The sequence below is a fragment of the Flavobacterium rarum (SeqCode) genome, assembly GCF_965234445.1.
GTDB lineage: Bacteria > Bacteroidota > Bacteroidia > Flavobacteriales > Flavobacteriaceae > Flavobacterium > Flavobacterium rarum.
Genome location: NZ_OZ248495.1, coordinates 1 through 11,684 on the forward strand (window position 1 = coordinate 1; position 11,684 = coordinate 11,684).

General features: G+C 32.7%; 14 protein-coding genes and 1 pseudogene. 8 read left to right on the forward strand and 7 right to left on the reverse strand.

All coding sequences use genetic code 11. From position 1 onward, the window contains the following. Window positions 1-226 precede the first annotated feature (226 nt). Together AC8GF4_RS10700 and AC8GF4_RS10705 are read right to left on the reverse strand one after the other, a co-directional pair. Entirely contained in the window at window positions 227-793 is a 567-nt protein-coding gene (locus AC8GF4_RS10700) for a Crp/Fnr family transcriptional regulator (RefSeq protein WP_506594560.1), read from the reverse strand. A gap of 219 nt (window positions 794-1,012) precedes the next feature. Next, window positions 1,013-1,642, reverse strand: a complete 630-nt coding sequence (locus AC8GF4_RS10705) for an NAD(P)H-dependent oxidoreductase (RefSeq protein ID WP_506594562.1) — start codon at window positions 1,640-1,642, stop codon at window positions 1,013-1,015. 105 nt (window positions 1,643-1,747) lie between these two features. Here AC8GF4_RS10705 and AC8GF4_RS10710 point away from each other — a divergent pair, with 105 nt between their 5' ends. Continuing rightward, window positions 1,748-2,113, forward strand: a complete 366-nt coding sequence (locus tag AC8GF4_RS10710; RefSeq protein WP_506594564.1) for a winged helix-turn-helix transcriptional regulator — start codon at window positions 1,748-1,750, stop codon at window positions 2,111-2,113. Between the two features lie 73 nt (window positions 2,114-2,186). Here the strand turns inward: AC8GF4_RS10710 and AC8GF4_RS10715 are convergent, their stop codons facing one another. Beyond that, window positions 2,187-3,134 carry an NADP-dependent oxidoreductase gene (locus AC8GF4_RS10715; protein ID WP_506594566.1) on the reverse strand — a complete coding sequence of 316 codons (948 nt, stop codon included), beginning with the start codon at window positions 3,132-3,134 and terminating at the stop codon, window positions 2,187-2,189. 127 nt (window positions 3,135-3,261) lie between these two features. Between AC8GF4_RS10715 and AC8GF4_RS10720 the strand changes: the two genes are divergently transcribed. Further along, window positions 3,262-3,621: a winged helix-turn-helix transcriptional regulator gene (locus AC8GF4_RS10720; protein ID WP_506594568.1), complete on the forward strand. Its 360-nt coding sequence runs from the start codon at window positions 3,262-3,264 to the stop codon at window positions 3,619-3,621. 164 nt (window positions 3,622-3,785) lie between these two features. On the opposite strand, the gene AC8GF4_RS10725 is transcribed toward AC8GF4_RS10720, so the two are convergent. The 3 genes from AC8GF4_RS10725 to AC8GF4_RS10735 all read right to left on the reverse strand — a co-directional run bounded on the left by AC8GF4_RS10725 (window position 3,786) and on the right by AC8GF4_RS10735 (window position 6,574). Beyond that, window positions 3,786-4,700 (reverse strand): helix-turn-helix domain-containing protein, encoded by a 915-nt coding sequence (locus tag AC8GF4_RS10725; RefSeq protein WP_506594570.1) that lies wholly within the window; start codon window positions 4,698-4,700, stop codon window positions 3,786-3,788. Between the two features lie 20 nt (window positions 4,701-4,720). Next, window positions 4,721-5,485 (reverse strand): SDR family NAD(P)-dependent oxidoreductase, encoded by a 765-nt coding sequence (locus AC8GF4_RS10730; protein WP_506594572.1) that lies wholly within the window; start codon window positions 5,483-5,485, stop codon window positions 4,721-4,723. A 180-nt stretch (window positions 5,486-5,665) separates the two neighbouring features. After that, complete coding sequence (locus AC8GF4_RS10735) at window positions 5,666-6,574, reverse strand: NAD(P)/FAD-dependent oxidoreductase (RefSeq protein WP_506594586.1); 909 nt, start codon at window positions 6,572-6,574, stop codon at window positions 5,666-5,668. Between the two features lie 204 nt (window positions 6,575-6,778). On the opposite strand from AC8GF4_RS10735, the gene AC8GF4_RS10740 reads away from it, so the two are divergent. Then, window positions 6,779-7,153 carry a Fur family transcriptional regulator gene (locus tag AC8GF4_RS10740; protein WP_506594574.1) on the forward strand — a complete coding sequence of 125 codons (375 nt, stop codon included), beginning with the start codon at window positions 6,779-6,781 and terminating at the stop codon, window positions 7,151-7,153. Between the two features lie 3 nt (window positions 7,154-7,156). Here AC8GF4_RS10740 and AC8GF4_RS10745 read toward each other — a convergent pair. Next, window positions 7,157-7,447 (reverse strand): annotated as a pseudogene (locus AC8GF4_RS10745) (tyrosine-type recombinase/integrase); the annotation flags it as partial. Between the two features lie 46 nt (window positions 7,448-7,493). Here AC8GF4_RS10745 and AC8GF4_RS10750 point away from each other — a divergent pair. From AC8GF4_RS10750 to AC8GF4_RS10770, 5 genes are all read left to right on the forward strand, one after another. Continuing rightward, window positions 7,494-7,784, forward strand: a complete 291-nt coding sequence (locus AC8GF4_RS10750; protein WP_506594576.1) for an IS110 family transposase — start codon at window positions 7,494-7,496, stop codon at window positions 7,782-7,784. Window positions 7,785-7,798: 14 nt separating this feature from the next. Next, on the forward strand, window positions 7,799-7,969 hold the full coding sequence (locus tag AC8GF4_RS10755; protein WP_506594578.1) for a hypothetical protein: 171 nt from the start codon (window positions 7,799-7,801) through the stop codon (window positions 7,967-7,969). A gap of 611 nt (window positions 7,970-8,580) precedes the next feature. Continuing rightward, window positions 8,581-9,015, forward strand: coding sequence for a DUF1896 domain-containing protein (locus AC8GF4_RS10760; RefSeq protein ID WP_506594580.1), 435 nt, complete (start codon window positions 8,581-8,583; stop codon window positions 9,013-9,015). Beyond that, window positions 9,002-11,461 (forward strand): winged helix domain-containing protein, encoded by a 2,460-nt coding sequence (locus tag AC8GF4_RS10765; protein WP_506594582.1) that lies wholly within the window; start codon window positions 9,002-9,004, stop codon window positions 11,459-11,461. The genes AC8GF4_RS10760 and AC8GF4_RS10765 overlap by 14 nt, the downstream gene beginning before the upstream one ends. Window positions 11,462-11,492: 31 nt before the next feature. Then, window positions 11,493-11,642: a hypothetical protein gene (locus AC8GF4_RS10770; protein WP_506594584.1), complete on the forward strand. Its 150-nt coding sequence runs from the start codon at window positions 11,493-11,495 to the stop codon at window positions 11,640-11,642. Window positions 11,643-11,684: the final 42 nt, after the last annotated feature.

The following is an 11,684-nucleotide window of genomic DNA, read 5'->3' on the forward strand; positions in this document are numbered from 1 at the left end:
CTATCATAATTCTCATTGGATAATTCACGGGTGATTTTGTCATGCTTTATTGATAAAAGTTTAGCCATACCAGTCGCAGTAGTATAAGATGTAGAACATATCAAGTAATCACTATATAAATCTCCAAAATTAACCATCTAGCTATTTGTTAAATCTTATCAACTTCTCAAATGTTAAAACTATGGAATTCTAATGTATTTCTGCGTAAGGTGAGTTATTTATTAGTCTACTTTTTTACTCTACTCAATGTTTCTTTAGTTATACCTAGAAATGAGGCAATGATATGTTGTGGAAATCGTTCAACAAATTGTGGGTAAATCTTGGTAAATTCTTTGTATTTATCCTCTGCGGTATTTGATATGGAGGAATTCAACCTTTTTTGATTAACAACTGAATTCCTTTCATCTAAAATTCTAAACATTTCTGCAAGTGCCGGTGTTTTTCCCATTAATTCAAGCATTTCTGCTCTTGAAATAATTAATAGTTCAGTATCCTCCAGTGCTTCAATGTTATACTTTGAAGGTGTTTGTGTAATTGCACTTTCTCGATCACTAATCCAGTAGTTTTCAATAAAAAGATAAATAATATGTTCTAATCCTTTTCTATCAACATAAAATTGACGTAGTGCTCCTTTAACTACAAATGCAATATGAGTGGATATATTACCTTCTTGCAAAAAATATTGTTTTTTTTTAATTCTTTTTAAAACAAAAGAATTTTTTACAATATCAAAATCGCTTTCTGAAATTAAATTGGGCACGATTTTATTTATGTAATTAAATAATGATTCCACTTGTGTAAATTAAATTTTTACAAATTTATTAAATTATTTTGTACCATTTTGCCGTATTTCGCACTTAAATTGAATACTTTTTTGTGTAATTTGTTTATGTTTAGTTCTAAAACTTAAATACATAAAAAGTTGTCGATTGAAACTCCACTTTTTTTAGTTTTACAATTGTTTTAAGATATAATTATTTTAATTTTTGCAAACAAATTTAGAATCAATTACTTACTTTATTTCAGTAGCAAATACATCCAATGGCAATCTTACTTTCTTTAAGTTGACCATATAGTCATTTTCTGTATCCCTATATCCTAAAGCAAGTAGCACGACGCTTTTTAGTCCTTTTTCTTTTAATCCTAAAATGCTATCAAATTTTTCTGCATCAAAACCTTCCATTGGTGTTGAATCTACTTGTAAATTGGCAGCCGCAATCAAACCGGTACCCAAACCGATATAAGCTTGTTTTGCAGACCAAATAAAATGTTCATCATCAGTTCTGTTAAGCAATCCATTTACCAAAGCGGTTTTAAAATCTTCCAAATATTCTTCAGGCATATTTCTTTCTTTGGCCACAAATTGAATGTACTTATCAATCATTTCTTTATTTACTGTTTCAAGTGCTGCAAACACCAATAAATGTGATGCTTCTGCAATTTGAGTATTGAAAGAATCTTGACCTAATTCTTTTTGCAATTCTGAATTTTCAACTACAAAAAGTCTATAAGTCTGCATCCCTGTTGAAGAAGCGGATAGATTGATAGCTTCAATTATTTCTTGTACTTTTTCGTTAGCAACTTTTTTATTGTTAAATTTTTTTGTGGCGTATCGCCACTTTAACGTTTCTATTAATTCCATTATCTTTTTTTTTAAATTATTGCACAAAATTATGTTTTGTTAGTGAATAAAAGTAACTTTGTGTCATAAAGTAATAGTGATAAACGAGTAACCAACTGACAAATTATGGAAACAGAAATAAAAACACCAATTAAAGAATGTACTAAAACAATATTAGCAATACACGATACAATGGATATTTTAAGTGGAAAATGGAAAGTATCTATAATTGCTTGTCTTTGCTTTGACAAAATGCGATATAGCGAATTACTAAATAAAGTAACAGGAATATCAGGTAAAATGCTCAGCAGAGAACTAAAAGAATTAGAAATAAATGAATTGATAAAAAGAACTGTTCAAAATACACAACCAGTAATAGTTGAATATGAAATCACAGAATATGGTGCGACATTAAAAAATGTTACACAAGTATTAGCGAATTGGGGTGTTGAACATAGAAAAAGGATTATAGGAATACAACAAACTATGTAACTTAGTAACTTGAGGCGGTTTGCAAAAAAAACTAACGCAGACATTATAGTTAAATATCTGCGTTAGATTATTCTTAAATATTTATTGCAATTTTGCCGACAGTTCTACCTTTTTCTAAATGTAAGTGGGCGTTTTTCATTTCTTCAAAAGTAAAAGTATCAGAAACGTGAGATTTCAAAATACCTTTTTTCAGTAATTGTGCAATTTTCAACATATCATCACCAGAAGACTCTACAAGAACAAATGATAAATCAACACCTTTTGCTTTTGCTTTAATCAGATCATCGTCAGATATATTTCCGGACGGAATTGTAACAACTATTCCACCTCTTTTTGTCACATCTATAGATTTAGAAATTAAATCACCTGCAAGTGTGTCAAGCACAAAATCGGCATCGGACACAATCTCTAAGAAATTTTCAGAAGTGTAATCAATATGCTTATCGGCTCCATTTTGTAAAACAAATTCTTTGTTTTTTGCCGAAGAAGTACCTATAACATATGCGCCAAGATGTTTAGCAATTTGAGTTGCATAATGACCAACACCACCTGAAGCTCCGTGAATTAGAACTTTATCTCCTTTTTTTACATTTCCTTTATTTACCAAAGTTTGCCAAGCTGTAAGTGCAGCTAGTGAAGCCGAAGCCGCTTCTTGGTGGGAAATATTTGTTGGTTTCAAAGTTAAATGCGATGAAGGAACTGCGACAAATTCAGCATAGGCATTTCCTCTTCCGGGAAAATTTGCCATTCCAAAAACAGCATCACCAATTTTGAAATCTGAAACATTTTCGCCAATTTCTTCAACAGTACCAGACAAATCCCAACCTAAAATAGCAGGTCTTTCTTCTTCAAAAAGCCAAGTCAATGATCCGCTATTTGACCTTGCTTTATAATCTACAGGATTGATACTTAATGAAATTGTTTTTACCAATACTTCATCACTTTTAATTTCTGGCTTTGGAGTATCTACATATTTTAGATTTTCAACAGATCCTGCTTCGTTTAAAATTATTGCTTTCATATATTTATTTTATTTAATGAAGTACAAAGGTAAAAATTTAATATCTTTGCGACAAGTATGCACATTTAAGTAATCTACATACTAAAAGTGTACTAATATTGATTATCAATGATTTAAAATTAAATAAATGTCAAAAATAAATGAATATGATTCTTGTTCAGATGTAACCTGCTCCGTAGATTACGCTTTTAAAAGAATTGGCGGAAAATATAAAGGCAGAATATTATGGAATTTGAGTAATAAAAATATCTTACGATATGGCGAATTAAAAAAAACATTGTCAGATGTTACTCCAAAAATGCTGACACAAACTTTAAGAGAATTAGAGAACGACGAGTTAATTTCAAGAAAAGTATTTCACGAAGTTCCCCCAAAAGTTGAATATTCTTTAACCAGTGTTGGTTTAGAATTAATTCCTTTTATTAATCATTTGAAACTTTGGGGCGACAAACAAAGATTAAAAGAAATAAAAACTGAAAATGACTGAGAAATAGTGTACTGCTGATGATTTGTTGAATTAGTTAGTCAATTCACTGATTTTTGCTTGGCTTTGGTTTTAGCATAACTAAACTACCAGCTTGCGCCACACGATAGTTTTTTCGTCTTTATTAATCATAATTTTTTTATCTAAATTTTTTGTAATTTGTAAGTTCAATTAAATGAATTTTTAAATTCCGAGGGAGATAAATTAGTTTTAGTTTTAAATAGTTTTGAAAAACTTTGACTATGTTCAAAACCAAGTGTGTAAGCAATTTCAGAAACAGTTAAATCCGTTGTAGTAAGTTTCAATTTAGCTTTCTCAATTAATTTTTCGTGAATATGTTGTTGCGTAGTTTGCCCAGTTATAGACTTCAATAAATTACTCAAATACATTGGTGATAGATTTAAGGATTGCGCAACATATTGAACAGAAGGCAATCCTGTTATACTATCATCTTTAAAATAATCATCAATAATTTTTTCTACATTCTGTAAAATCTTATGATTGTTAATCTTACGAGTTAAAAATTGCCTTTGGTAAAAGCGGTCGGAATAATTAAGTAAAGTTTCGATTTGGGATATAATTATGCTTTGACTAAATTTATCAATGTTACTATTGTATTCCAGTTCAATATTCTTAACAATATCATTGAGAATTGTTTCTTCCTTTTCAGAAAGAAACAATGCCTCATTTACAGCATAATCAAAGAATTCATACTGCCTAATACTTGTTGCCAAAGCGGTATCCCATAAAAAATCAGGATGTATCATTAACACCCAGCCACTTTTAGGTGATGCAATTTCTTCAATAGATTCGATTCCAAAAACCTGATTTGGTGCTATAAAGAACATCACACCATCATCGAAATCGTAATGATTTTGACCGTATTTAAATTTAGTTCCAATGTTACGTTTAATAGAAATATGATAAAAGTCAAATGCAAAGTTTTTATAATTTATCTCCTTAGAACATTCAAATGTTTCATAGTCAAATAAGCTGATTAAAGGATGCTGAGGTGAAGGCAATCCCTTCATCTTATGAAACTCGGTAATTGATTTTACTCTATGTACTTGATTTTGATTCATTTTTCAAAATTACAAATTATTTATATCATCATACCTCCAGAAAGTTCAATTCTTTGTCCGTTTACCCAACCTGCTGCAGGTGTGCATAAAAATGCAACCACTCCTCCGATATCTTCAGGTACACCAATACGCCCTAATGCTGTAATTGATGCAATTGCATTTCTCTTGTTTTCATCTGATTTGTTTGAACCACCGCCAAAATCAGTTGCAATTGCTCCGGGTGCAATACTATTAGCTGTAATTTGTCTACTTCCTAATTCTTTTGCCAAGCATTTTGTATAGGTTTCGATTGCACCTTTCATACTTGCATATGCTGAAACATTTGGAAAAGAAATTCTGGTTAGTCCTGATGAGATATTTACAATTCTTCCACTATTATTTAATAATGGTAGAAGCTTTTGGGTTAAGAAATAAACTCCTTTAAAATGAATGTTCATCATAGCATCAAAAGCCTCTTCGGTAGTATCTGTAACAGAACCAAACACACCAGTACCTGCATTGTTGATTAGAAAGTCGAAGTTAGACGAACCCTCGTGTTCCTTTAAATATTGGCTAACTTGATCTACAAATGCATCAAAGGTTTTTATGTTGCTAACATCCAACTGATATGCAATAGCTTTTTGTCCAATTGCTAAAACTTCTGCTACTACTTTGTCTGCTTCAATCTTATTGCTGTTATAGGTAAAAATGATATTGTTTCCGTTTTTAGCCAGATTCAGCACTATATCTTTACCTAATCCACGATTCCCACCAGTTACTAACGCAATTTTACTTTTTGTTGACATAATTTATTTGTTTAAAATTTATGTTACAAAGTTCTATATCTATTTGTTCTTATGTGTAGCCGAAATATATATTGTTGTAGTCAAAAATTAGATGCTTAGTTTTTTTTTCATATTAAAGAAGTCTTATCTCGCAGTATTTTCATATTATGGTTTGCATTTCTGATTTTTATGTAATTAGATTTAAAACTCTTCTTCAATTAATTCTCTATTCAACATTGATCCCGCTATTCCACCAGTGGCTATTGCGTATGAAACAGAACGCATCATACTCGAGTTATCACCACACGCATATATTCCGTGTTGAGATGTTTGCTGAAATGGATTTATTTTTATAAAATTTTGTTCTGTTATTTCACAGCCCAAAAGCTTTGTTATTTCTGAATTTTGATCAAATTTCGGTCTTGCGTACAGGGCTTTAATTGTTTCGGAGGTATTGTCTTTAAAAATAATGCTTTCCATTATACCGTTTTTATGAGCAAAATAGTCAATTTCTTTTTCGACAATTTTTATGTTGTGTTTTTTTAGTTTTGAAAATTGCACTTCGGTTAATGTTGCTTTACCATTTGTGAAAATTGTTAAATCCTTTGTCCAATTATTGATTAATTTTCCAAGTTCAAAAGCGATGTCTCCATTTGCAAGAATTCCTGTTTTTTCATTTTTATATTCATATCCGTGACAATATGGACAATGGATAACCGAAATACCCCAACATTCTGAAAACCCTATTATATTTGGCATTATATCTTTTACGCCTGTTGCAAAAATCAGTTTCTTTGCATTAAATTTGTCGCCTGCTTTTGTTGTAATTTCAAATCCATTTTCTATTTTTTGTCCACTTATTGCTAGTCCATTATAAAATTTTATTGTTTTATATTTTTCAACCTGTTGAATGGCGATTTTAGCAATATCCTTAGGGGCTTTTCCATCCTGTGTTAAAAAATTATGTGAATGCGGAGTTTGACTATTACACGGTTTACCGCTATCTATGATTAATACATTTCGTAAAGCTCTACCTAAAGCCATTGCTGCTGAAAGTCCGGCATAACTTCCGCCTATAATAATTACCTCATAATTTTTGTTGTCTTTCATATTGTTATATTTTGTAAATGAAGTTAGTAGAAAGGGTAAAGTCATTGCCGTTAATGCCAAGGTACTTTGTTTTATGAATTTTCGTCTTGTGTTCATTTTTTACTATTTCAATCGGCAAATATAAAAATGTTTTATACTAATGCGATAGTGTTGCAATAGTTTTTGTAATATCGTCGCATTAATTTTTTTTGCTAATTTTGTATTATGATTAAACGAAGAAATACTGCAACACAAGATGCTGTTTTGTCAGTGCTAACAAGTAAAAGAAGAGCAATGAGCCAAGAGGCTATTGTGAGTCAAATGAAATTGAGTGCAGATAGGGCAACTATTTATAGAATTTTGAACCGCTTTTGTGAGGATGAAATTGTCCACAGGATAGTTGCGGATGATGGTAAGCAGTATTTTGCCGTCTGTGTAAAATGTGATGAAACACCTACAAATAATCATTTCCATTTTCGTTGTACAAAATGTGAAACTATCGAGTGTCTTCCGACAAAGGTAGAGTTTACAGTTCCCGAAAGATATATTGTCGAACATATGAATTGTGTTCTAGTAGGTATATGCAATGAATGTTCTTAATTTTTATTTAGCTTGATAATTTTGTATTTCTACAAATGCAAGCTTATCCCTCAAAACCTGCATATTCTCACTAACTTTTTTATCCAAAACCTTTGCATAGTGTTGAGTAGTTCTCAGATTTTTGTGTCCAAGTATTTTACTTACACTTTCTATTGGAACACCATTTGTAAGCGTTACAGTCGTTGCAAAAGTGTGTCGGGCAATGTGAAAGGTTAATTCTTTTTCAATCTCGCAAACGCCTGCAATTTCTTTTAAATAGGCATTCATTTTTTGATTGGTTAAAACTGGGAGCAAGTTCAATAATTTGTCGTATAACCGGTTTTTTGATATTTTTTTTCGTATGAAGAGTCCTATAAAGTATTATTTGTTTCGCAAAATCAAAAGTACGGGATTCTCAGGCACTTTTTATTTTAGCCTTTTGGATTGTAATGAAAAGCAAACAAATAACGATATTAGTGAAATTATAAATGCGGATTCAAATCTAAAAAAAGATGTCGAAAACATATGTACATTTCCTGGAGTGGGAATCTTAACTGTGGCAATTAATGGATTTGACCTCATTCAATCTAGTAAACAATTATCAAGTTACATAGGATTGGATGTCAAAGAAAACAGACCGGAACCTCTGTAAAAGGGAAGCCATGGATGTCTAAACAGGGAAATAAAAACCCAAGAAAGGCAATGCATTTACCCGTACTATCGGCTGTAAAATGGAATGAAATATACAAAGAGGACTATGCAAGATTAATATCAAAACATGGAATAAAAATGAAAGCATTAGTGTCAATTCAAAGAAAATTACTCGAACTGATATAGGTGATTCGCAAATCAAAAAATAGAATTTGAGAAAGAATACGAAAGCAAAAAATATAGCTTGAAACCACAAGTGGCATAACACGCTATAGAGTCTAGTTCTTGACCGACTAGAAGGTAAAATTAAATAAAATAAAAGACATTGGATTCTAATTTTAATAAATTTAAAATTTAAACAAAAAAATCAAATAAAAAAAGTAAAAAATACAAAATTTACTGAAACAAAATAAAATTAAAAAATCAATGTTTTTATTTGGAAATAAACCAGAATCTTAATAACCGAGTTATAAATAGAGCAGTATATCAGCTTATATTTTATTTTAGTAAATTCCACGGGCTTATTCTGTAAGATTTTAGAGCTATGCCTGATTAAAACGACAACAGAAACAAAAAATTAAATCTAACAAAGTCAAATACTTAGTAAGATTTATATGGATACTTTATAAAATTTAAGCCTTAATAGATTTGTTTTGACGGCACTATTAAAATACAAACGCCAATTAATGCCTTTCCCTGTCAAATATTGCTTTAAGAATCTTCAATACGATCCATCTCTTTATTTTTATTGCTACTTTCTAATGAAGTAAATTTACAATCATCTATTAAAAACAGTTATGGCAGCAGAAAATAAAATATCCTATTACTCATTGAGATTAAAGGAATTACTCATCACAAGTTTTCCTGAGCTATCTGGAAATAAAGATTTTATTGATAAACGTGGCCGATTAGCAGCAAAATCATATAATGATGCTTTTCTGGCTGGCAATACAATTGAACAATGCAATGAGATTGCCCTGTATATATTGCTTGAAGGGTTACACTTTTCAAAATTTGATACGGTATTTCAAGTGGTATGCAATGAGTTTGATACATTGATGTCAGATGAAGAACTCCGCCCCTTCGCCTTGAAGATGATGCCTGCATGCAAAGCCGTCTTTGCGGGATATAAACTATTCGATGATTTTGCTGACAGTCCCGAATTTGACTTGCTCTATACTGAACTGGTAGGAACCATCCAAATCTGGATAGAGGAAAATGGCCTTCAGTAAAAAAGAGCATCTTAAACACAATATTGAAGCGTTACGAATTGCTTTTCGCTTAGAACGGGAGAAACGTCAGGCTACCGAAACCGAACGAAAGCAAATGATGCTTTACAGTGGTTTTGGTGGCCTTAAATTTGTGCTCAATCCTGTAGATACACCCAGTGCCATCGGGAAATGGGTAAAATCGGAACAGGATTTATTTTCCCACACCCAAGAACTTTACAAACTCTTACGTGAAAACGCTGCAGATGAAAAGCAATACCACCAATTTGTGGATAGTATGAGAAGCTCTGTATTGACAGCCTTTTATACCCCGCCTCCCGTAATTGAAGCCATAGTAAAATCCATAAAGGAAAACGAAATAAATATCCAACGATTTTTAGAACCATCGGCAGGAATAGGAGCATTTATTGAAACCTTAAAAAATGATGGGATATCACAAATAACAGCATACGAAAAGGAATTGCTTACCGGTAAGGTATTAAAACAAATTAATCCGAATAGTAGTATCCGCATTACAGGATTCGAAGAAATCCCAGATAGTGAAAAGGAAAGTTATGACGTGATTGCCAGCAATATTCCATTTGGAGATATATCGGTATTTGATCTTTCCTTTGTACGGAGTAAAGATGTTGTTCGTGTGCAGGCCACCCGAAGCATTCATAATTATTTCTTTTTAAAAGGAATAGATGTGCTTCGAGATGGAGGGGTAATGGCGTTTATTACCTCACAAGGTGTTCTTAATAGCCAGAAAAATGAGCCCATACGTCAAGGATTAATGCAAAACTGCAACCTGATTTCGGCCATACGTTTACCAAATAACCTCTTTACGGATTACGCTGGAACTGAAGTAGGAAGCGACCTCATAATCCTGCAAAAGAATACTAATAAGCAAGGGTTGTCCGAACTGGAAAACCGTTTCTGCCAAACCTATACAACCTCGGATAACACCATCAATAATGTGCTATTTGAAAATCCACAACGTGTTGTGCATACCTCTTTCCACAAAGGGACTGATATGTATGGAAAGCCCACTTGGATCTATCAGCATCAGGACGGGATAGAAGGTATTGCTAAAGACCTCAAAGAGATGCTTACTGCCGACTTTGCTACCCGTTTTGATATTGGATTGTACAACGGGCAACATAATCTGGAAACTCGATTACATACTTTGTATGAGCCAAAGCAAATGTCTTCTGTTTCAGAAGAACAAACAATACAACAGAAACAACAGGATTTATTTACTCCAACAAACAGTAAAGCCAATGAAGTTCAGTTGAGCTTGTTTGACCTTTTTGAAAATGAGGTAAAGACCGTAGCTACTGTAAATCCTGTCAAAACTAAAAAACCAACATCCTATAAAAAAAAGTCAACAAACGGTCGTCAAGGAAGTTTATTCAGTGGAATGGAACAGTTCTACGCGCCGAAGGCTTCCGCTACTCCAAAAAACAGTAATAAGCAGGCTTTGGTTGGGGATTTGTTTTCAGGCACGGACGGTAACGGTCAAAATAAAACAACTCATCTAATCAATGAAATTCCAAGTCCCGCTATTTATACGGGAAAAATCCAGCCATTCCACCGTAATGAATGTCTTGTCATTGATAAAGGACATATTGGTTCTCTAAAAGACTTCGATAACGACAATGGGCAGGCAATATTTCATCCCTTGCACTTAACGCCAAACCAAAAAACAAGAGCTGAGGCTTATGTTTCCATTAGGGATGTTTATCTTGATTTATATTGGAAAGAAACAGAAAAGCAGACCGAACATAAGCAAGAAAGGGAAATGTTAAACAAGCTCTACGATGCCTTTGTCAAACGCTATGGTAACCTGAATAACGCTGAGAATATCAAGCTGATAAAAACCGACAGTGCGGGAAAAGAAATACCTTATCTGGAACGTGTAATTGGAGGCGTTGTTCACAAAGCAGATATATTCCACCAACCCGTCAGCTTTTCTATTAGTACTCTGGCAACGGATAATCCTGACGAGGCATTGGCAGCATCATTAAATAAATATGGGACTGTCCGTTTGGATTATATGTCACAAATTAGCGGATTATCAGTTGATAATCTGAAAGAGAATCTGGCAGGACGCATTTTTTATAACCCTTTGGAAAAGGAGTATGAAATATCGGAGCGATGGGTTTCAGGGAATGTGGTGGCAAAAGCTGAAACGATAAAAGAACACTTACTATTACAACCAAATGATAAGGAAGCATCCCAAAGTTTGGAAGCATTAGAAAAAGCTTTTCCCAGACGGATAGAATTTGACGAACTGGATTTTAACTTAGGAGAACGCTGGATACCAATGGGAATCTACAATCGGTTTACCTCCTATTTGTTTGATGCGGATGTACGAATCCATTACACAGAAAACACAGATGATTTTTCAATTAATTGTAATAAGAAAAACATTCACATAACGGAAAAGGCTCTTCGCCTAAATTAGTGGGTATACAAAATATTCACTAATTTTCGGCATGGAAGATTTATCAGGCTTAGGCCCCTTGTTAGGAATAAAAGCACCTTGGTTGTTAGTTGATGCAAAAGTTCAAAAAGCAAATCTAGTTATTGATGTTTATATAGATTTTGAACGTGGCACGAAATTTCCTTGTCCTTGTTGTGGATAAGAGCGTTCCGTTTATGATAGTAGTTTTAAGCGAATTCGTCAT